The 18,188-nt window shown below is 60.6% G+C and carries 31 protein-coding genes; all 31 read left to right on the plus strand.

The features are described 5' to 3' along the window. The coding region (gene tuf / locus KGJ62_13175; protein MDE2127532.1) for an elongation factor Tu at positions 1 to 396 on the plus strand (396 nt) is incomplete at its 5' end. Positions 397 to 468: 72 nt separating this feature from the next. After that, on the plus strand, positions 469 to 789 hold the full coding sequence (gene rpsJ / locus KGJ62_13180; GenBank protein ID MDE2127533.1) for a 30S ribosomal protein S10: 321 nt from the start codon (positions 469 to 471) through the stop codon (positions 787 to 789). Between the two features lie 47 nt (positions 790 to 836). Next, positions 837 to 1,463, plus strand: coding sequence for a 50S ribosomal protein L3 (gene rplC / locus KGJ62_13185; protein ID MDE2127534.1), 627 nt, complete (start codon positions 837 to 839; stop codon positions 1,461 to 1,463). A 26-nt stretch (positions 1,464 to 1,489) separates the two neighbouring features. Beyond that, entirely contained in the window at positions 1,490 to 2,152 is a 663-nt protein-coding gene (gene rplD, locus KGJ62_13190; GenBank protein MDE2127535.1) for a 50S ribosomal protein L4, read from the plus strand. Next, on the plus strand, positions 2,149 to 2,448 hold the full coding sequence (gene rplW, locus KGJ62_13195; GenBank protein MDE2127536.1) for a 50S ribosomal protein L23: 300 nt from the start codon (positions 2,149 to 2,151) through the stop codon (positions 2,446 to 2,448). Before rplD ends, rplW begins: the two co-directional genes overlap by 4 nt. A 4-nt stretch (positions 2,449 to 2,452) precedes the next feature. Then, positions 2,453 to 3,304, plus strand: a complete 852-nt coding sequence (gene rplB, locus KGJ62_13200; protein MDE2127537.1) for a 50S ribosomal protein L2 — start codon at positions 2,453 to 2,455, stop codon at positions 3,302 to 3,304. Between the two features lie 20 nt (positions 3,305 to 3,324). Beyond that, a complete protein-coding gene (gene rpsS, locus KGJ62_13205) occupies positions 3,325 to 3,612 on the plus strand; it encodes a 30S ribosomal protein S19 (protein ID MDE2127538.1) in 288 nt (95 codons plus the stop codon). 18 nt (positions 3,613 to 3,630) lie between these two features. Continuing rightward, complete coding sequence (gene rplV / locus KGJ62_13210; GenBank protein MDE2127539.1) at positions 3,631 to 4,359, plus strand: 50S ribosomal protein L22; 729 nt, start codon at positions 3,631 to 3,633, stop codon at positions 4,357 to 4,359. Positions 4,360 to 4,385: 26 nt separating this feature from the next. Continuing rightward, the gene (rpsC, locus tag KGJ62_13215; protein ID MDE2127540.1) at positions 4,386 to 5,237 is read left to right on the plus strand and encodes a 30S ribosomal protein S3; all 852 of its coding nucleotides are present in this window, start codon (positions 4,386 to 4,388) and stop codon (positions 5,235 to 5,237) included. A 12-nt stretch (positions 5,238 to 5,249) separates the two neighbouring features. Further along, a complete protein-coding gene (gene rplP / locus KGJ62_13220; protein MDE2127541.1) occupies positions 5,250 to 5,705 on the plus strand; it encodes a 50S ribosomal protein L16 in 456 nt (151 codons plus the stop codon). A gap of 28 nt (positions 5,706 to 5,733) precedes the next feature. Beyond that, positions 5,734 to 5,937 carry a 50S ribosomal protein L29 gene (rpmC, locus tag KGJ62_13225; GenBank protein MDE2127542.1) on the plus strand — a complete coding sequence of 68 codons (204 nt, stop codon included), beginning with the start codon at positions 5,734 to 5,736 and terminating at the stop codon, positions 5,935 to 5,937. Beyond that, positions 5,934 to 6,569 carry a 30S ribosomal protein S17 gene (gene rpsQ, locus KGJ62_13230; GenBank protein ID MDE2127543.1) on the plus strand — a complete coding sequence of 212 codons (636 nt, stop codon included), beginning with the start codon at positions 5,934 to 5,936 and terminating at the stop codon, positions 6,567 to 6,569. The genes rpmC and rpsQ overlap by 4 nt, the downstream gene beginning before the upstream one ends. A 39-nt stretch (positions 6,570 to 6,608) precedes the next feature. After that, positions 6,609 to 6,977 carry a 50S ribosomal protein L14 gene (gene rplN / locus KGJ62_13235; GenBank protein MDE2127544.1) on the plus strand — a complete coding sequence of 123 codons (369 nt, stop codon included), beginning with the start codon at positions 6,609 to 6,611 and terminating at the stop codon, positions 6,975 to 6,977. Between the two features lie 21 nt (positions 6,978 to 6,998). Continuing rightward, complete coding sequence (gene rplX, locus KGJ62_13240) at positions 6,999 to 7,388, plus strand: 50S ribosomal protein L24 (GenBank protein ID MDE2127545.1); 390 nt, start codon at positions 6,999 to 7,001, stop codon at positions 7,386 to 7,388. A 45-nt stretch (positions 7,389 to 7,433) separates the two neighbouring features. After that, positions 7,434 to 7,985: a 50S ribosomal protein L5 gene (rplE, locus tag KGJ62_13245; protein MDE2127546.1), complete on the plus strand. Its 552-nt coding sequence runs from the start codon at positions 7,434 to 7,436 to the stop codon at positions 7,983 to 7,985. Positions 7,986 to 8,025: 40 nt separating this feature from the next. Further along, the gene (locus KGJ62_13250; protein MDE2127547.1) at positions 8,026 to 10,104 is read left to right on the plus strand and encodes an elongation factor G; all 2,079 of its coding nucleotides are present in this window, start codon (positions 8,026 to 8,028) and stop codon (positions 10,102 to 10,104) included. A 45-nt stretch (positions 10,105 to 10,149) separates the two neighbouring features. Beyond that, on the plus strand, positions 10,150 to 10,335 hold the full coding sequence (locus KGJ62_13255) for a type Z 30S ribosomal protein S14 (GenBank protein ID MDE2127548.1): 186 nt from the start codon (positions 10,150 to 10,152) through the stop codon (positions 10,333 to 10,335). Between the two features lie 9 nt (positions 10,336 to 10,344). After that, a complete protein-coding gene (rpsH, locus tag KGJ62_13260; GenBank protein MDE2127549.1) occupies positions 10,345 to 10,746 on the plus strand; it encodes a 30S ribosomal protein S8 in 402 nt (133 codons plus the stop codon). 46 nt (positions 10,747 to 10,792) lie between these two features. Then, on the plus strand, positions 10,793 to 11,362 hold the full coding sequence (gene rplF / locus KGJ62_13265; protein MDE2127550.1) for a 50S ribosomal protein L6: 570 nt from the start codon (positions 10,793 to 10,795) through the stop codon (positions 11,360 to 11,362). Positions 11,363 to 11,479: 117 nt separating this feature from the next. After that, complete coding sequence (rplR, locus tag KGJ62_13270) at positions 11,480 to 11,845, plus strand: 50S ribosomal protein L18 (protein ID MDE2127551.1); 366 nt, start codon at positions 11,480 to 11,482, stop codon at positions 11,843 to 11,845. Then, on the plus strand, positions 11,814 to 12,410 hold the full coding sequence (rpsE, locus tag KGJ62_13275) for a 30S ribosomal protein S5 (protein ID MDE2127552.1): 597 nt from the start codon (positions 11,814 to 11,816) through the stop codon (positions 12,408 to 12,410). Before rplR ends, rpsE begins: the two co-directional genes overlap by 32 nt. Then, positions 12,407 to 12,604, plus strand: a complete 198-nt coding sequence (gene rpmD / locus KGJ62_13280; protein ID MDE2127553.1) for a 50S ribosomal protein L30 — start codon at positions 12,407 to 12,409, stop codon at positions 12,602 to 12,604. The genes rpsE and rpmD overlap by 4 nt, the downstream gene beginning before the upstream one ends. 41 nt (positions 12,605 to 12,645) lie before the next feature. After that, positions 12,646 to 13,131, plus strand: a complete 486-nt coding sequence (gene rplO / locus KGJ62_13285) for a 50S ribosomal protein L15 (protein ID MDE2127554.1) — start codon at positions 12,646 to 12,648, stop codon at positions 13,129 to 13,131. Next, positions 13,132 to 14,427, plus strand: coding sequence for a preprotein translocase subunit SecY (gene secY / locus KGJ62_13290; protein MDE2127555.1), 1,296 nt, complete (start codon positions 13,132 to 13,134; stop codon positions 14,425 to 14,427). It abuts the gene before it with no gap. Positions 14,428 to 14,577: 150 nt separating this feature from the next. After that, positions 14,578 to 15,279 (plus strand): adenylate kinase, encoded by a 702-nt coding sequence (locus KGJ62_13295; protein ID MDE2127556.1) that lies wholly within the window; start codon positions 14,578 to 14,580, stop codon positions 15,277 to 15,279. A gap of 13 nt (positions 15,280 to 15,292) precedes the next feature. After that, a complete protein-coding gene (gene map, locus KGJ62_13300; protein MDE2127557.1) occupies positions 15,293 to 16,081 on the plus strand; it encodes a type I methionyl aminopeptidase in 789 nt (262 codons plus the stop codon). 30 nt (positions 16,082 to 16,111) lie between these two features. Further along, entirely contained in the window at positions 16,112 to 16,441 is a 330-nt protein-coding gene (gene infA, locus KGJ62_13305) for a translation initiation factor IF-1 (GenBank protein ID MDE2127558.1), read from the plus strand. A 103-nt stretch (positions 16,442 to 16,544) separates the two neighbouring features. Continuing rightward, positions 16,545 to 16,658, plus strand: a complete 114-nt coding sequence (rpmJ, locus tag KGJ62_13310; protein ID MDE2127559.1) for a 50S ribosomal protein L36 — start codon at positions 16,545 to 16,547, stop codon at positions 16,656 to 16,658. Positions 16,659 to 16,667: 9 nt separating this feature from the next. Next, a complete protein-coding gene (gene rpsM, locus KGJ62_13315) occupies positions 16,668 to 17,045 on the plus strand; it encodes a 30S ribosomal protein S13 (protein MDE2127560.1) in 378 nt (125 codons plus the stop codon). A gap of 21 nt (positions 17,046 to 17,066) precedes the next feature. After that, entirely contained in the window at positions 17,067 to 17,474 is a 408-nt protein-coding gene (gene rpsK, locus KGJ62_13320) for a 30S ribosomal protein S11 (GenBank protein MDE2127561.1), read from the plus strand. Positions 17,475 to 17,502: 28 nt separating this feature from the next. Continuing rightward, on the plus strand, positions 17,503 to 18,159 hold the full coding sequence (gene rpsD, locus KGJ62_13325) for a 30S ribosomal protein S4 (GenBank protein MDE2127562.1): 657 nt from the start codon (positions 17,503 to 17,505) through the stop codon (positions 18,157 to 18,159). Positions 18,160 to 18,188 lie beyond the last annotated feature (29 nt).

The following is an 18,188-nucleotide window of genomic DNA, read 5'->3' on the forward strand; positions in this document are numbered from 1 at the left end:
CGCATCTGCGATACGATCTTCGCCGGTGACAACGCGGGCGTACTGCTTCGCGGTGTGAACCGCACCGACGTGGAGCGCGGCCAGGTGGTCTCCAAACCCGGCAGCATCAAGCCGCACACCAAGTTCGAGGGCGAGGTCTACATCCTGACGAAGGAAGAGGGTGGGCGGCATACGCCGTTCTTCACCGGCTACCGGCCACAGTTCTACTTCCGCACCACCGACGTAACCGGCGCCATGAACCTGCCGGAAGGCGTGGAGATGGTGATGCCGGGCGATAACATCCGCATCACGGGCGAACTTGGCCAGCCCATCGCGATGGAGGAGGGCCTACGCTTTGCCGTTCGTGAAGGCGGCCATACCGTTGGCGCCGGGGTTGTGACCAAGATACTGGAGTAAGAACCAGAATAGCCGGATAGAGGGAGCGCGGACTTGCAGAGGCCGCGCTCCTTCTCTGCCGGAGGAGTGAAAATGCCAGCAACCGTTCGAGCCAATCATGTCCGCATCCGACTCAGGTCGTTCGACCACCGCAGCCTAGACCAGTCGGTCGAGACGATCGTTGAGACTGCCAAGCGCACGGGTGCGCGCGTCGCCGGCCCGGTGCTGCTGCCGACCGAGACCGCGATCTTCTGCGTGAACCGTGGTACCACCATTGACAAGGAGTCGATGGAACACTTTGAGCAGCGAACACACAAGCGCCTGATCGATATCCACGACACCACGGCGAAAACCATCGACGCGCTAATGAGGCTGGATCTTCCGAGCGGCGTCGATATCGAGATCAAGCTTTAGCAAGTTGTACGCGCAGTGTCCCGACCGGAGCTGCTTACGGAGCCAGCATGGTGAACACAATAATCGGCCGCAAGGTCGGAATGACGCAGGTTTTTGCAGATAATGGCGAAGTGGTGCCCGTCTCGGTCATAGAGGCAGGGCCGGTGGTAGTTATTCAGGTCAAAACGCCGGATAGAGATGGGTACGCAGCGGTACAGGTGGGGTTTGGCAGAATCCATCCCAAGAATGTAAACCGCCCCATGACGGCTCACTACAAGCGCGCCGACGTAGCCCCCCTGCGATACCTGCGTGAGCTGCCGATCGACTCCAGCGAGGACTATAAGCCGGGCCAGACCATTGACTGCTCGATGTTTCGCCCCGGGCAGCGTGTCAAGGTTAGCGGTGTCAGCAAAGGTAAGGGTTTTCAGGGCGTTGTGAAGCGATTTCACTTCCACGGCGGCGATATGACGCACGGATCGATGATCCATCGCAAGCCGCAATCCGGCGGCGCCACGGATGCAGCACGTACGTTCAAGGGAACGCGCAAGCCCGGCCATATGGGTAGCCGCAGGGTTACCGTTCGGGGCCTGCGCATCGTTCGCGTGGACGTGGAGAAGAACCTGATTCTGATTGAGGGCGCTATACCCGGCGCCAAGGGAGGGCTGGTTACCATCCAGCAGTTGCCGCCGCGCTGAGCTGAGTGCGCGCAAGGTTTAGACGAATGCCATCCATATCACTATACAATCAAGCGGGCAAAGAGGCTGGAACGCTCGATCTGCCGGAAGCCGTTTTCGGTGTCGATTGGAACGAGGCCCTGGTCCATCAGGCTATGGTTGCTGAGGCCGCCAATCGACGCCAGGGCACTGCATCCACAAAGACGCGGTCGCAGGTACGGGGCGGAGGCCGCAAGCCGTGGCGGCAGAAGGGCACCGGACGGGCCAGGCAAGGCACGATCCGGGCGCCGCACTGGCGCGGCGGTGGCGTCGTGGGCGGCCCCGTGCCGCGCAGCTACCGTAAGGCGCTCCCGGTCAAGATGCGGCGTGGCGCGCTTCGATGTATCCTCTCCGCCCGCGTTGCAGCCGGCGACGTGATAGGCCTTGATCAGTGGAAACTCGACTCGCCTACGCCAAAAACGCGCGCCGCGCGGGCCGTGATCCAGAACCTCGAGCTGGATGGTTACAGCAGAATTCTCGTCATCATTCCTGAACTCGATCGCGTCCTGTGGCGTTCCACACGTAACCTTCCGAATGTCCACTTGCGCTATGGCAACGAGTTCTCCGTATCCGACGTACTCTTCGCGCGTAAAATCGTGCTGCTGAGCGGCGCCGTTGCGCGCATTCAGTCGGCATGGGAACCGGCGCCGGCAGCGGAGGCAGCAGCGTGAAAGACCCCTACCTCGTAATCGTACGCCCACTGCTCACAGAAAAAGGCACCGATCAGGCGGCGCACAACAAGTACCACTTTCGAGTGGACAAGGCGGCCAACAAAATCGAAATTGCCCAGGCTGTGGAAGCGATCTACGCAGCGAGCAATGTTCGGGTGCTTGCCGTCAACACCATGAATGTAAAGGGCAAGCAGCGCCGGTCCATGGTCAAAGGAAAGACGGGCGGCTACTCACCTTCGTGGAAGAAGGCCATCGTCACTACAGATAAAGAGTTGACGATGTTCGAGGGAATCTGACGCGATGCCTATACGACAACATAAGCCAACCAGCGCGGGGCAGCGCTTTCGCAGCTCGTTCACTTTCACCGAACTGACCCGGAAAGAGGGCGCCAACAAGCCGGTTGATCCGTGCAAAAAGCTGCTGACGCCTCTCAAGAAAACCGGTGGACGCAACAACAAAGGGCGCAGAACAGCCAGGAACATCGGTGGCGGAAGCAAGCGGATGTACCGCATCATCGACTTTCGGCGCGACAAGTATGACGTATTCGGAACGGTAACCACCGTTGAGTACGATCCGAATCGTTCGTGCCGCATCTCCCTGGTGGAGTACGATGACGGCGATAAGCGCTACATCCTGACCCCACTCGGCATGAAAACCGGTGATCGGATCGTGGCGAGTGAGGGCGCCGACATTCGACCAGGCAACAGTCTTCCGCTGCGCAACATACCGGTTGGCACGCTCATCCACAATATTGAGCTGCATCTTGGCAAGGGAGGGCAGCTGGTGCGGTCCGCCGGCGTCGCAGCCCAGTTGATGGCCCGCGAAGAGCGCTACGCACAGATCCGACTTCCGTCTGGGGAGACCCGGCGCATCCTTCTCACCTGCCATGCCAGTATCGGTCAGGTTGGTAACGCCGAGCACGAAAACATCTCGCATGGCAAGGCCGGCAAGGTGCGCTGGCTGGGTCGCAAGCCGCACGTACGCGGAGTTGCGATGACCCCGCGAGACCATCCGCATGGCGGCGGCGAGGCGCAGAGCCCGATTGGACGTCGCAAAGGCCCGGCTACGCCGTGGGGCAAGCCGGCTCTGGGCTACAAAACTCGCCACAACAAGGCGACCGACAAGTTTATCGTGCGGCGACGAAACCGCTAACGCGCCAACGGGAGATGTGAATGGGACGATCGCTAAAGAAGGGGCCGTATGCCGACCCCAAACTGCTTCAGAAGATCCGGGAGATGAATGCGCGTGGTGAAAAACGTGCAGTGCGAACGTGGTCGCGCCGTTCGACCATATTTCCAGATTTTATCGGCCACACGCTGCTGATCCACGATGGACGGAAACACATCCCGATCTTCATAACGGAAAACATGGTCGGCCACAAGCTCGGCGAATTTGCCGTCACGCGGCTGTTTCGTGGACATGCCGGCCAGCAGGTGGAACGGCGCTCGGGCATAAAGTAGAAAGATTCGAGGACTTCAATGCCGCCGGAAGAGAACGGGTTAGCCCGTGAAGCCACTCATCGCGAACATCGCCGCCGTGAACTGGGACGCCAGGTGCGCGACGACGAGGCACGAGCTGTAGCCAAGTTCGTCCGCGTACCGCCCCGCAAGGCGCGTTTGGTAATCGATGAGGTACGCGGACTGTACGCCACCGACGCGATCGTATTCCTGCGGTTTATTCCAAACCGCGCCGCGCAGTACATTCAGCGCGTGGTGGCATCGGCTATTGCCAATGCCGCACGGAATCATGACCTTCAGCCTGAACGGCTGAAGGTCGTGGAGGCACGCGTCGATGAAGGACCGCGGCAAAAGCGCGTTCAGCCACGGGCACAGGGCCGCGCTTATCGGATTCTCAAGCGCACGAGCCATATTACAATCGTCGTACGGCAGGTAGAGCCGAAGCCGGCGAAGCCGCGAAAAGTTGAAACGGGAGGACGCGCTGCGGCTGCGCGCCAGGCGAAAGGCACAACGGCAGCTCCTGCCGCTCACGCGGCGTCGCCGGCACGCACCCGGAAAGCGCCGGCACCGGCCGTGAAAGCGGAGGCAGCGGCAGAAGCCGCCGTCATGGAGGCGCCGGCGGTTGTAGAAACTGTCGTTGAGCAGCCGGTTACGGCAACACCGATCGGCGCCGAGGCGCACGAGCAGGCGAACGAGAGCGTTGTGCAGGAAGACCATGGCGAGAGTGACGCAACCGAGGCGGATGCGTAAGCTGAGCGTGCGAAAGGACTAGCGAATTGGGCCAAAAGGTTCATCCCATCGGGTTTCGGGTTGGAGTCTTCGTCGATGCGCAGAGCAAATGGTACGCGCCACCGCGCGGCTGTGCCGATGCCGTTTACGAAGACTGGAAGATCCGCGACTACGTTAAAAAGCATCTTCCGAATGCCGCGATCTCCCGGGTTACGTTGGAGAAGGCGTCCAACCGAATAACCGTCACGCTCCATTCTGCCAAGGCCGGCATGATCATCGGCCGCGGAGGCAAGGGTATCGATGAACTGAAGGCTGCGCTGGATAAGCTGACGGGGAAACTGGTCTATGTTCGCGTGTCGGAGATCAAATACCCCGACATCGATGCACAGCTGGTGGCCGAGTCGGTGGCGCAGCAGATCGAAAAGCGGATCGCCTACAAGCGGGCGATGCGACAAGCAATCATGAGGGCCATGAAGCTTGGAGTGAAGGGTATCCGCATCATGTGCGCCGGTCGCCTTGCAGGAGCCGAAATGGCGCGGCGTGAGCAGGATAGGCAGGGGCAGATACCGCTTCACACGCTTCGCGCCGACATCGACTACGGCTTTACAGAGGCCGCGACCACATATGGCAATATCGGGATCAAGGTTTGGATCTACAAGCGCGATCTCCTTCCGGGGCAGCCGCGGGAATCCGACGCGGACCTTGCCCGCTCATTCCGCCCTGAGGGCCGGGCAGATCGGTCGTCCGAACGATCGGACCGCGGTCGGCGAGGCGCCCGCGGCGGTCGGCCAAGGCCGGCGATGACGCCACGGTCTGCTTCACCGGCGGAAACTGCAGCACCGGCTGCGCCATCGACATCTGCTGAGTCTCCGTCTCCCGAAGCGCCGGCAGCCGGTTAAGGAGTATCCAACATGTTGATGCCAAAGCGGGTCAAACATCGAAAACAGCACCGCGGTCGCCGCGCGGGCACGGCTCATTCCGGAAACGTGGTGAGCTTCGGCGACTACGGACTGCAGGCTCTTGAAGCCTGTTGGATGACCGCTAATCAGATCGAAGCGGCTCGTATCGCCATGAACCGGTACGTTCGGCGAAACGGCAAAATCTGGATCCGCATCTTTCCGGACAAACCGTTTACCAAAAAGCCCGCCGAAACTCGCATGGGTTCCGGCAAAGGCGCTCCCGAAGGCTGGGTAGCAGTGGTCAAGCCGGGACGCGTGCTCTTTGAGATGGGTGGCGTAACCGAGGAGTTGGCGCGCGAGGCAATGCGGCTCGCGTCGCACAAACTTCCGATTGATACTCGGTTCGTCATGCGCGAGACGGCCGGAGTCGCCTCTTCGCCGGAAACCGAATCGGCAGACGGAGAGTAATCGAGTGGCAAATGAGAAGAAGAAGGACCTGCGGCTTCAACTGCGGCAGGTAACCGACGATGAACTGTGGCTGGAAGTATCCAAGCTGCGCCGGTCTCTCTATGACCTGCGGCGCAAGCACGTGATGCGCCAATTGGAAGATGTTAACGCTATCAGACGTACGCGCCGACAGATTGCGCGTGCACTGACGCTTCTCCGTGAGCGAGAGCTCACCGGAACAGGACCGGCATGATCGAAGAAAACGTGAACGAAGACCAAGTACCCGTTGAGCACGACAGTCCCGTTGTGGCAGAGCTGTCCGCGGCCGCAGCAGCATCGGAAGTCGTCGAGTCGCCTGAGAGGTTGGTGGCAGCAGAACCGGCGGTTGACACTGCCGATGTACTGGCAGCCTCCCAGCCTGAGGCTGACACCGGCGACGCCGCAGCCGTAGCGGAGCCTGAGGCAGATACCGCGGACGTGGTGTCGGTGGCGCCGCACGAACCGGAGCCAGCGGCCGTTGCGGCTGCGCCGGCTCCGCCGCGCAAAGCCGGCTCGGGACGGAAGCCTGTTGCCAATAAGCAGCCACCAGCGCCCGCCGTTGCCGCGCCGAAGCCAACCCTTGCTGCCGCCACGGGCGAACGCGGCCGACGCAAGGTGCGCCAGGGCCGAGTGGTGAGCGATAAGATGGAGAAGACGGTGATTGTGCTCGTTGAAACGCGAGTGCGACATCCGCTCTACGGCAAAATCATGCGGCAAAGCAGCCGGCTGTACGCACATGACGAACTTGCCAGCGCGGCCGGCGATACCGTGGAGGTAATGGAAACCCGGCCGCTTTCCAAACTGAAGCGCTGGCGCGTAACACGCATTGTTGAGAGGGCAAAGTAGCGGCGAGCCTGAACCGGCGATTCGCTTGGCGATATTTCGATGATCCAACCCTACACAAGATTGAAGTGTGCCGATAACTCCGGCGCACGCGAGATACTCTGCATCCGTGTGCTGAAAGGCTCCAACACGCGCTACGCCTTCGTCGGTGACGTGATTGTGGGAGTTGTCAAGTCGGCCACGCCGAACCAGCAGGTAAAGAAGAGCGACGTTGTCAAGTGCGTGGTCGTGCGCACCAGGCATCCTATCCGGCGCCCCGATGGCTCCGTGCTGCGATTCGACGACAATGCTGCCGTGGTGATCCAGCCGAATCTGGAGCCGCGCGGAACGCGTATCTTCGGTCCCGTAGCTCGCGAGTTACGCGACCACGACTTTATGAAGATCATTTCGCTTGCTCCTGAGGTGCTATAGATGCCACTGCCGAAGCCATCCATGCCGAATAAGCCGGTCCGCTTGCGCGTACACAAAGGCGATACGGTTCAGGTAATAACCGGCAAGGACGTAACCAAACGCGGCGAAGTTCTCGCCGCCTACCCAAAACGCAACCAGGTGCTGGTAAAGGGCGTGAATATGATCACGCGCCACACCAAAGATCGCCAGACCAACCGGCCAGGGGCGTTTGGAGGCAGCGAGGTGGTGAAGGGCGGGCGGGTTGAGAAAGAGGCGCCGATGCTCGCCTGCAAGGTGATGGTCGTGTGCCCTAGTTGCCATAAGCCTACGCGCGTAGGGTTGGCCTTTCGTGATGGCGCCGACAAGCCCGCGCGCCGGAAGTATCGCGTATGCAAACATCCCGAGTGTGGCAAGCCACTGGATGCACGCTGAATTGCTGGCTCGGCGTAACGACGCCAACGGAGACGAAGACCACTTATGCCACGGTTGAAGGATCGGTACACGCAAGAGATTGCTGTCACGCTCAAAAAGGAGTTTCAGTTCAAGAACGTGATGCAGGTTCCGCATCTCGACAAGATCGTGCTGAACATGGGCGTGGGCAAAGCAGGGCAAACTGGCGGTGACGCGAAGGAGCTGGATGGCGCGCTGCGCGATATGGCGATAATTGCCGGCCAAAAGCCGGTAGTGACGCTCGCTCGCAAGTCGGTTTCCAACTTCAAGCTGCGCGCAGGATCTCGCATCGGCTGCAAGGTAACGCTGCGGGGAGACCGGATGTACGAGTTCTTCGACCGGCTGGTCAACACGGCGCTGCCGCGTATTCGTGACTTTCAAGGGATATCGCCCAACTCATTCGATGGGCGCGGCAACTTTGCCCTTGGCCTTCGCGAGCAGTTGGTGTTTCCTGAGATCGACTACGACAAGATCGACAAAGTTCGAGGGCTTGACGTCATCATCTGCACCTCCGCAACCACAGACGAGGCCGCACGGGCGTTGTTAAAGGCCCTCGGCATGCCGTTCCGCGAGCGCTGATGCTGGCAATGGACACACCTCCAATGAAGCGGGTCACCGTATGAAACCGTACGACGCCACATCCATCCATAACGTCGGTCTCTTCGGCCATCAGGGCGCGGGCAAAACCGCGCTGGCTGAAGCGCTGCTCTACTGTTCGGGTGCGATCGACAGGCTAGGGCGGACCGACGACGGCACCGCAACCACCGATTTCGACAGCGAAGAGCAGCGCCGCAGAATCAGCATCAACATAGGCCTTGCCCCCTGCGAATGGCATGGCGCCAAGCTGAACATTGTGGACGTGCCCGGCTACCTCGACTTTGTCAACGAGGTCCGCTGTGCAATGGCCGTGGTTGACGCTGCCATATTGGTCACGCCGGCGCAAAACCAGCCCGAGGTCGGTTTCGACATCGCATGGGACGCAGCCGTTGGCCTTCAACGACCCCGAGCGGTGTTTATAAACCGTATGGACCGCGAGAACGCCGACTTTGCTCAAGTGGTCACCAGCTTGCGGACGCGCTACGGCACCGCTATTGCGCCGTTCCAGCTACCGATCGGGTCTGCAGATTCCTTCGCCGGCGTTATCGACCTGTTGGAGATGCGCGCATTCATTGGCGCCGGTAAAGAGGTGACCGAGACCGAGATTCCCGCGGAATACCGGGCCGAGGCGGACCGATATCGTGAACTGCTGGTGGAATCGGCGGCCGAAGGCGAGGACGGACTACTTGAGAAGTACCTGGGTGGCGACGAGCTGACGCATGATGAGGTGATGCATGGGCTGCACACCGGCATCGACGCCGGCAAGGTTGTGCCCGTTTTGTGCGGCTCTGCCGCGCGGGATATCGGCATGACCGACCTGCTGGATATCATCGTCCACGAGTTTCCCCATCCGGGTGAGGTTGGCCCGGTTGTCGGACGGCGGCCAGGCAGCGACGCTGCCGAAGAGGTGCGGCCGGTGGATGCCTCCGCGCCGCTAGCGCTGCAGGTTTTCAAAACCATCGCCGACCCATTTCTCGGTACCCTCAGCTACTTCCGGGTGTGCTCCGGCACGCTCAAAGCGGGGCAGACACTGCTGAATACCTGTACGGGCCGCGAGGAGCGGATCGGGCAGATCTACTTCGCCCGCGGCAAGAACCAGGAGTTGACGACTGAGATCCGCGCTGGTGATCTCGGCGTGACGAGCAAGCTTGCCGAAACCCACACCGGGGATACGCTCTGTGATCCGACCGCACGAATCATCCTCCCGGATTTTGCGTTATTGCCGCCGGCTTATGAGGTGGCTGTTGTCGCCAAAAGCAAGGTTGACGAAGACAAGCTGGGGCCGGCACTCCAGCGCGTAGCGATGGCCGATCCGTCGTTTCAGTTCCGCCGCGACGCGGAAACCGGACAGACCGTCATTGCAGGCGCGGGCGATACCCATCTTTCGATTGTGGTGGAGCGCCTGAAGAAATTTGGCGCCAACGTGGATGTAGTGCCGCGCCGCATCGCATATCGTGAAACGATCGGCATCAAAGCCGAAGGGCAAGGCAAACACAAGAAGCAGTCCGGCGGCCGTGGTCAGTACGGAGACTGCTGGGTGCGTCTCGAGCCGAACCCTGGTGGAGGAATTGTGTTTGTGGACGCTACAGTCGGCGGCTCAGTGCCTCGCCAGTATCTGCCCGCAGTGGAAAAGGGGATTCGCCAAGCATCGCAATCCGGCACGGTTGCCGGCTTTCCCGTTGTGGATTTTACCGCAACGTGCTACGACGGGTCGTACCATGATGTAGACTCCTCCGAGGCCGCTTTTATCATGGCGGGCATTCAGGCTTTCAACAACGTTGCGGCCAAGGCCAACCCGGTGCTGCTGGAGCCGATTGTTTCTCTGGAGGTCGTAGTTCCCGAAGGCATGCTGGGCGATGTGATGAGCGACCTTTCTTCGCGTCGCGGCCGCATCGTCGGCACCACGGCGATTGGCGGACATCGCATCTGTTTGAGCGCCACGGTGCCGGAGGCAGAACTGCTGACATATGCTATCGACCTGCGCTCCATTTCCAAGGGCCGTGGCTCGTTCAGTTTAAGCCCACTGCACTACGAGGAAGTTCCAGCCCACGTGGCGCAAACGGTGGTCAACGAGGCAAAGGTGGCGAAGGAACACGAATAAGTGACCCGCGGCCGCTCCGGCGTCCGCATAGGCTTGGAGACAACATTGGCAAAACAGGCACTCATCGAAAAGCAGAAACGGAAGCCGCGGTTCGCAGTGCGAGCATACACACGGTGCAACGTTTGCGGGCGCCCACGCGGCGTCATCCGCAGGTTCGGCTTGTGCCGAATCTGCTTCCGCGAAATGGCGCACAAGGGCTTGATTCCCGGCGTACGCAAAGCAAGCTGGTAGAGGAGTTACATGGCTTACACAACCGATCCAATCGCCGACCTGCTGACGCGCATCCGTAACGCGGAGCGCGCCGGTCATCCCTCTGTCGAACTGGCCTCCAGCCAACTTAAGGTCGAAATCCTGAAGGTTCTGGCCCGTGAGGGCTTTATACAGGGATTCGGAGTGGTGGAGAAGCAGCCGCAGAACTATGTTCACATCGATCTGAAGTATGGCCCGCGTCGCGAGCACGTTATCACCAACTTGAAGCGCATCAGCAAGCCCGGTATGCGCGTCTACTGCAGCCATCAAACAACGCCGCGTGTATTGCGCGGGCTCGGCATCGCCATTATTTCAACATCCCGCGGAATCATGACTGACCGTGAAGCACGCAAAGCGGGGCTTGGCGGCGAAGTGCTCTGCCACGTATGGTGAGTTGGATTCACGGCGTAGAAAGCGCTCGTAGAACGAGGACGACTTAATGTCTCGAATTGGCAAACAACCTATACCGGTCCCGGCCGGCGTTTCCATAACCGGCGATGCCAATGGCCATGTGACCGTGACCGGGCCGAAGGGATCCCTGGAGGTGGACATAGTCCCCGACATTACCTTTCGCCAGGAAGACGGACTGCTGCTGGTGGAGCGGCCCGGTGACGCTAAACGTCACCGTGCCCTTCACGGCCTTACGCGAACGCTCATTGCCAACATGGTAGAGGGCGTTACAAAGGGTTATACACGCCAGCTGGAGATTCAAGGCGTGGGCTATCGCGCCGAGTTGGTCGGCCGATCGATTCGCCTGCTGCTGGGTATGTCGCACCCGCTGGAGGTTGCACCACGAGACGGGATCACGTTTGAGGTAAGTCAGGATCCGGTAACCCGAAATCCGCTGATAACGATATCCGGTATCGACAAGCAGCGAGTAGGTCAGACAGCCGCCGAAATCCGCAAGCTGCGCAAGCCCGAGCCTTACAAAGGCAAAGGCGTGCGCTATCGCGGAGAGGCAGTCCGTCGCAAGGCCGGTAAGGCCGCAGGTAAAGGCGCCAAGAAATAGTGCCTGCCCGATAGGGGCACACGTTCGCAAGCCGGTACCTCTAATGCCGGCTTGCAGTACGCTATACTGATAGTTCGCGTCTGTCCCGTGGCAGACGCTGGAAGCGAGTGGTTCAGGATGCGAGTTGAAGAGAAGGAAAGGTTGCGGCTCCGTCGTCACCGCCGTGTGCGGTCACGCGTTACGGGTACTGCGAACCGGCCGAGACTGAGTGTTTCGCGGAGCCTTAAGCATATCTACGTTCAGCTGATCGATGACGCGCAGGGGCACACGCTGGTAGCCGCATCGTCACGCGACACGGAGGTGGCTTCGCAAAAGGTGAGCGGGGGAAACCTCTCCGGCGCCGTTGCAGTGGGCAAGCTGATTGCCGACCGGGCAAAGCAGGCCGGTGTGGGAGCCGTGGTCTTTGACCGCGGCGGATACAAGTACCATGGCCGCGTCAAGGCGCTAGCCGATGCCGCCCGCGCAGGCGGGCTTAGTTTCTGAACGGTTTACGGCGTTTCAGGCGCCGCTGGAGCACTCATTGGCGAAGATAAATCCCGATACGCTCAATCTGCAGGAACGCGTCATCCGCACCAACAAGTGCCAGAAGACAACCAAAGGCGGCCGCAACATGAGTTGGAGCGCCCTGGTGGTCGTTGGCGATGGCGAAGGGCATGTGGGTGTTGGCTTGGGCAAGGCTCGCGGCATTCCCGATGCAATCCGCAAGGGCATCGAAGCTGCCCGTAAGAGCCTGATCCGCGTGCCACTCACCTCCGGCACACTGCCGCACGAGATCTTTCTGCGTCAAGGCGCTGCCGAGGTCATGCTGAGGCCGGCATCAGCTGGAACCGGAATCGTTGCGGGCAGCAGCATGCGGACGATTCTCGAACTTGCCGGCGTTACCGATGTGCTGGGCAAATCGTTAGGCTCGGCCAACGCGCTGAATATCGCATGGGTGACCATCGAGGCGCTGAAGCGGATGAAACAGGCCGGCGAGGTCGCACGGCTGCGCGGAGTGGACCCGCTGCGGCGCCACGACACCGCGCCGGCAGAGGACGTGGTGCTATGACGACCGCGCTGAAGATCACGCTGGTAAAGAGCGTCATTGGTGGCATGCACGATCAGCGCGCCACCGTGCGATCACTTGGTTTGCGCAGACTCGGACAGAGTGTGGAGCGCCCGGATACGCCGGTTGTGCGCGGCATGATTCACCGGGTGCAGCACCTGGTGGTGGTGGAAGCCGCCACCGAAACCAAGGGTTGACGGTACGGTATAAAACAACTATGACTGAACAGCCAGAACCCATTGCGGCGCATACGCTAAAGCCCGCGCCTGGATCGACGCACCGCCGAAAGCGCGTGGGCCGAGGCATTGGCAGCGGACGTGGCAAAACGTCCACTCGCGGATACAACGGAAACAAAGCTCGCGGCAGCGTGAATCCAAACTTCGAAGGCGGCCAAACCCCGCTCCATCGCCGGCTGCCGGAGCGTCGCGGCGTAGGGAAGCGAAATCCGCACGGGTTTCACCCGATTCGCAAGCGTCAATACGCGCTCATCAATGTGGGCGCGCTCACCACGCTGTTCTCCCCCGATGACGTGGTAACGCCGGATGTGCTGCTGCAGCGCGGCTTGATCCGGAACCTGCATCAGGGATTGAAGGTGCTGGCAGACGGTGAGTGTAGCATCAAACTGGCGATCTCCGCGCACGCGGTCTCGGCGGCGGCACGAACCAAGATTGAGGCGGCAGGCGGGGAGGTTACTCTTCTTCCCGCGATCAGGAGCCGAGCCTAGATGTTTCAGGCCGTTCGTCGGGCCGCCTCCATACCGGAGCTAAGAAACCGGATTCTGTTCGTGCTCGGCATGTTCAGTATCTTTGCCGTCGGCGCGCACATTCCGGTCCCGGGGATCGATCACGCCAAGCTGGCGGCGATTATGGGCCAGCAAGGCGGAGGACTGTTGGGCCTCGTGGATGTGTTCTCCGGAGGCGCGTTTCGGCGAATGTCGCTGTTCGCCATGGGTATCGCGCCCTACATCAACTCCTCCATTATCATGCAGATGATGGCGGTGGCGATACCACAGTTGGACGCGCTCCAAAAGGAGGGCGAGTCGGGTCGAAAGCAAATCGCCCGAATCACCCGGCGCCTCACGGTTGCCCTGTCGGTTCTTCAGGCAACCGGCATGACGCTCATCTTCTCGCGCGGTGGCATCGAAGTATCCTGGATTACGCGCATCCAGATCATCGTAACGCTTACAGCAGCCTCCCAGTTCCTCGTCTGGATGGGTGAGCAGGTTACCGAAAAGGGCGTTGGCAACGGAGTGTCGCTGGTGATTTTTGCCGGCATCCTGCTTAGCTTGCCGTACCAGGTGAATCTGATCTGGCTGCAGGTTAGCCATGGCACCGTGCCGTGGATCAACATGGTGCTCCTGATTGCTGCATTCGTCGGAACCGTCTATGCCGTGGTTTATATTACGGAAGGTACGCGTCGGATCCCCATCAGCCATGCCAAGCGCGTAATCGGTATGCGGCAGACTCAAGCGCAAAGTTCGTTTCTGCCGATCAAGGTGAACACGGCCGGTGTTATGCCGATCATCTTTGCCATCTCGATGGTCCTGCTGCCGCAGACGTTGGTGCAGCTGGTGCCCCCCGCAAGCAGCGGGCCGTTCGCATGGATCCATAACTTCGCAACCTGGTTCAATCCGGCGGCAAACTGGATCCCGCTGGGCCTATATGCGCTCGCGGTTATCGTCTTTACATACTTCTACACCTCCATTGTGCTGAATACGGAGGAGCTCTCCGACAATCTGCGCAAGTACGGCAACTACATTCCCGGTATCCGACCAGGTAAGCCTACGCTGGACTACCTTGAGCGTGTGGTATCACGCATCACCCTGGCGGGAGCGGTGTTCCTGGCCCTCGTCGCCGTTGCTCAGTACCTCATTCCAGCGTGGACCGGCTTCCGCAGCTTTACGCTGGTCGGCGGTACGTCGCTTCTCATCGTGGTGGGTGTGGGTATTGAAACGCTGCAGGCTATCGAGGCCCAGCTGATCATGCGAAATTACGAAGGATTCATCCGGAACAAGAAGTAGTCGGCCCGGTAGCCGGCTGTAACTCGGCGGGCTGCGGCTATGCTGCGCTCGCAAAACCGGCCAAACGGGCGACGACGCTCCGAGGCCCTGCTGTATACAATCTCAGCCTGTTCGGGGTGTGTACCCGCAAAGGCGCGGGGAAAAGAGGCTATGTACATCGTATTGCTGGGTCCGCCCGGCTCGGGGAAAGGAACGCAGGCCGCGCGGATCGCCGCCTACTGCCGCATTCCAGCGGTATCAACCGGCGCCATTTTTCGCGATGCCCTGGCACGTGGCACGGCGCTCGGCCAAGCCGTTAGCGCGGTGAGAATGGATCGCGGAGAGTATGTACCCGACGATGTGGTACTGGCTGCTGTGGATGAGCGGTTGGCGCTACCAGACTGCGCCAACGGCTGCATTTTCGACGGTTTTCCGAGAACCGTGGAGCAGGCGCACGGACTGGACGCTGTGCTGGTTGCGCGGCACGCGTCGCTGGACATGGTACTGGAACTAATCGTGCCCGAGGCAGTACTTATCGACCGCTTTACGGGGCGGCGGGTGTGCCCCAGGGATGCCTCCACGTACCACGTTCGGTATCAGCCGCCAAAAGTAGACGGGCGATGTGACCTGTGTGGGAGTCCGCTCATCATTCGGGCCGACGATGCCGAAGACGTGGTAGAGCGCCGGTTGGCACTCTATCACGAAGCCACGATGCCATTAGCGAAGAACTACCGAAACCGAGTACAATATCGGGCTATCGAAGCGGATCGATCAGCCGATGCCATTTTCGAAGCGGTGAAGGTCGCGCTTGGCGCATGCATGCCGCAGACCGCCGCGGCGCCGCCTTCGCAGGCGTGCAGTGCCGGACAATAGCAGAAGCTACTGTATGAAAGATACCAGCCGAACCGTCGGCGTACAACCGAAGACCGATGCGGAGATCGAATTGATCCGCCAGGCCGGGCGCGTCGTCCACCGAGTTCTGAACGCGTGCGGTCAGGCAGTCGCGCCCGGAATTGTAACCGGGGATCTTGAAGATATCGCTATCTCGGTTATATCCGCCGCCGGTGGGTCTTCTCCCTTCCTGGGGTATGCACCACCCGGTCATCCGCCGTATCCTGCATGGACGTGCGTGTCGGTGAATAACGAGATCGTGCATGGAATTCCCGGACGCCGCAAACTGGAGGAAGGCGACATCGTCACGGTAGACGTCGGCGTGGAGCTGCATGGCTTCATCGCCGACAGCGCCTGGACTTTCGCTGTAGGCGAAGTGAGCTCCGAGACTGCAATGCTGCTTGAAGTTACCGAGCGAGCCCTGTACGACGGCATCGCGCAGGTCCACAGCGGCGGTCGCGTGTCCGACATAGGAGCAGCCGTGCAAACCCGGGCGGAACGCAGTGGGCTTTCGGTGGTGAAGGAGCTGACCGGGCACGGAGTCGGGCGATCTCTTCATGAGGATCCGCAGATACCCAACTACGGACGGCCCGGGCGGGGACCGGAACTGGTAACCGGGATGACGTTCGCGATCGAGCCGATGCTGAATCTGGGCGGGTCTCGGATCGCCGTGCTGGATGACGGGTGGACCATAGTAACAGCCGACGGATCACGGTCGGCGCACTTCGAACATAGCGTTGCCGTGGCGGATTGCGGTGCGCAGATTCTGACAAACGGAGACTGAATGCCAGGACCAAGACGACCATCCGGGCCAATGCGCCCGGGCGCGCAGCGCCGCAAGAAACCGCCCGTCGCAGCCACCACACCTGGTGCGACCACGGGAGCGCCGGTACGGAAAGTGCCCGCGGCCGACTCTGGCAAAGAGCCGGGGATTGAAGTAGAGGGTGTGGTGTCGGAAGCGCTGCCGAATGCAACGTTTCGCGTGGAGATAACTGTGGGCGAGCAGGCACGTTCAGTGCTGGCGCATGTCTCGGGGAAGATGCGGCAGAACTACATCCGTATTCTCCCGGGTGACCGCGTGCTTCTGGAGTTATCGCCATACGATGTGGAGCGAGGGCGTATTCGATATCGGTATAAGTCATAGTCGGTTAAATGCTGCAGTTGCGTGCGGCAGATACTCGCGCCACCGCGCAAAGTCCGATCGGTGACGTGATGGGCACTAGCGTGTGCCGCGACGGAGGTGTTTTGTGAAGGTTCGAGCATCGGTGAAGAAGATGTGCGAAAAATGCAAGGTCATCAAGCGCGAGGGCGTGGTTCGCGTAATCTGCGTCAACCCGAAGCACAAGCAGCGCCAGGGCTAGGAGGCCGTTTTGGCTCGTATTTCCGGTGTGGATCTGCCGCGCGATAAGCGCATCGAGTACGCGCTGACGTACATCTATGGTATCGGCCTGCCGAGCGCGCAGCGGATCGTGGCGCAGGCGAAAATCGATCCGGCTACGCGGGTTCGGAACCTTACCGATACCGAAGCCGGAAGCCTCCGCGAAATCATCGAGCGCGAGTATCGCGTAGAGGGTGATCTTCGCCGTGAGTTTCAGCTGAGCATCCGGCGACTGATGGAAATCGGCTGCTATCGCGGCATGCGGCATCGCCGCGGACTGCCGGCGCGCGGACAGCGAACCAAAACCAATGCCCGTATGCGGAAGGGTCCGAAGCGCGCGGTTGCAGGTAAGAAGAAGCTGAAGAAGTAGGCTGGAAAGTAGAGGATTCTATTGGCATCCAAGCAGCCCACGAAGGGCCAAACAAAAACGCGGTCGCGCGAACGGAAGAATATCGTGGAAGGAATCGCCTACATCCAGTCGACCTTCAACAACACGATCGTAAGCCTGGCAGACGTAAACGGCGCCGTAATTGCCAGCGCCAGCGCCGGGAGTGTTGGCTCGTTCAAAGGAACGCGGAAGGGTACGCCGTTTGCCGCGCAGGTTGCGTCCGAGAGCGCAGCACGCAAAGCCATGGATCACGGCCTGCGTCGGGTAGAGGTGATGGTCAAGGGTACCGGCGCCGGCCGCGAGACGGCTATTCGGGCCCTGACGTCAGTAGGCATAGAGATTACCATGATCAAGGATGTGACCCCACTGCCTCACAATGGTTGCCGCCCGCCGAAGCGGCGAAGGGTTTAGGAGTTGCGAGTGATGTTCAGGAGTAACGATGGCAAATAACCACGATCCACGGTGCCGCCAGTGCCGTCGCGAAGGCGCCAAACTGTATCTCAAGGGCGATAAGTGCTATAAACACTGCACGATGGAAAAGCCGAGCAAGGACGGCAAGACGCGGTTCCGCGACAAGCCGCCGGGAATGCATGGCGCCCCGACGTTCCAACGGAAAGTAACGGAATACGGTCAGCAACTGCGCGAAAAGCAGAAACTGCGAAGGATCTATTGCGTCCTCGAGCGACCGTTTCGAAACTACATGTCTGAGGCGCAACGGAGAGCAGGCGTAACCGGTGAGAACCTCCTGCAACTGCTGGAAGCTCGCCTGGATAACGTGGTTTACCGCATGGGGCTCGCAGCGTCGCGCGCCCAGGCAAGGCAGATGGTGACGCACCGGCACTTCACGGTCAACGACCGGCCGGTCAACATTCCGTCGTTTGAAATGAGGGCTGGTGATACCGTCGGCGTCGCCCCGTCTATGCGCGCCAAGGGTGGAATCACTGAGGCGCGTCAGCGTGTGCACCGGCAGCGACCGCCGAACTGGATCACTTTCGATACGAACCAGATGCAGGGCACGGTGGTGACGCTTCCGAGCCGCGATCAGATTGATACCGATGTGCGCGAGCAGCTCATCATCGAGTTCTACTCCCGGTAATGTGCCGACCTGCGCCGCTCGCCGAGGGC

Source organism: Armatimonadota bacterium (assembly GCA_028871815.1).
Taxonomy (GTDB): Bacteria; Armatimonadota; Chthonomonadetes; order Chthonomonadales; family Chthonomonadaceae; genus REEB205.

What these genes read in the sequence shown, in the direction of transcription:
- rpsS (MDE2127538.1), top strand. Translation starts at nt 3,325, where the DNA reads ATGGGACGATCGCTAAAGAAGGGGCCGTATGCCGACCCCAAACTGCTT.
- rplB (MDE2127537.1), top strand. Translation starts at nt 2,453, where the DNA reads ATGCCTATACGACAACATAAGCCAACCAGCGCGGGGCAGCGCTTTCGC.
- KGJ62_13295 (MDE2127556.1), top strand. Translation starts at nt 14,578, where the DNA reads ATGTACATCGTATTGCTGGGTCCGCCCGGCTCGGGGAAAGGAACGCAG.
- rplD (MDE2127535.1), top strand. Translation starts at nt 1,490, where the DNA reads ATGCCATCCATATCACTATACAATCAAGCGGGCAAAGAGGCTGGAACG.
- rpsE (MDE2127552.1), top strand. Translation starts at nt 11,814, where the DNA reads ATGCCGCCCGCGCAGGCGGGCTTAGTTTCTGAACGGTTTACGGCGTTT.
- rpmD (MDE2127553.1), top strand. Translation starts at nt 12,407, where the DNA reads ATGACGACCGCGCTGAAGATCACGCTGGTAAAGAGCGTCATTGGTGGC.
- rpsD (MDE2127562.1), top strand. Translation starts at nt 17,503, where the DNA reads ATGGCAAATAACCACGATCCACGGTGCCGCCAGTGCCGTCGCGAAGGC.
- secY (MDE2127555.1), top strand. Translation starts at nt 13,132, where the DNA reads ATGTTTCAGGCCGTTCGTCGGGCCGCCTCCATACCGGAGCTAAGAAAC.
- rplP (MDE2127541.1), top strand. Translation starts at nt 5,250, where the DNA reads ATGTTGATGCCAAAGCGGGTCAAACATCGAAAACAGCACCGCGGTCGC.
- infA (MDE2127558.1), top strand. Translation starts at nt 16,112, where the DNA reads ATGCGCCCGGGCGCGCAGCGCCGCAAGAAACCGCCCGTCGCAGCCACC.
- KGJ62_13250 (MDE2127547.1), top strand. Translation starts at nt 8,026, where the DNA reads ATGAAACCGTACGACGCCACATCCATCCATAACGTCGGTCTCTTCGGC.
- rplX (MDE2127545.1), top strand. Translation starts at nt 6,999, where the DNA reads ATGCCGAATAAGCCGGTCCGCTTGCGCGTACACAAAGGCGATACGGTT.
- rplE (MDE2127546.1), top strand. Translation starts at nt 7,434, where the DNA reads ATGCCACGGTTGAAGGATCGGTACACGCAAGAGATTGCTGTCACGCTC.
- map (MDE2127557.1), top strand. Translation starts at nt 15,293, where the DNA reads ATGAAAGATACCAGCCGAACCGTCGGCGTACAACCGAAGACCGATGCG.
- rplN (MDE2127544.1), top strand. Translation starts at nt 6,609, where the DNA reads ATGATCCAACCCTACACAAGATTGAAGTGTGCCGATAACTCCGGCGCA.
- rpsH (MDE2127549.1), top strand. Translation starts at nt 10,345, where the DNA reads ATGGCTTACACAACCGATCCAATCGCCGACCTGCTGACGCGCATCCGT.
- rpsJ (MDE2127533.1), top strand. Translation starts at nt 469, where the DNA reads ATGCCAGCAACCGTTCGAGCCAATCATGTCCGCATCCGACTCAGGTCG.
- rplC (MDE2127534.1), top strand. Translation starts at nt 837, where the DNA reads ATGGTGAACACAATAATCGGCCGCAAGGTCGGAATGACGCAGGTTTTT.
- rplF (MDE2127550.1), top strand. Translation starts at nt 10,793, where the DNA reads ATGTCTCGAATTGGCAAACAACCTATACCGGTCCCGGCCGGCGTTTCC.
- rplV (MDE2127539.1), top strand. Translation starts at nt 3,631, where the DNA reads ATGCCGCCGGAAGAGAACGGGTTAGCCCGTGAAGCCACTCATCGCGAA.
- rplR (MDE2127551.1), top strand. Translation starts at nt 11,480, where the DNA reads ATGCGAGTTGAAGAGAAGGAAAGGTTGCGGCTCCGTCGTCACCGCCGT.
- rpsQ (MDE2127543.1), top strand. Translation starts at nt 5,934, where the DNA reads ATGATCGAAGAAAACGTGAACGAAGACCAAGTACCCGTTGAGCACGAC.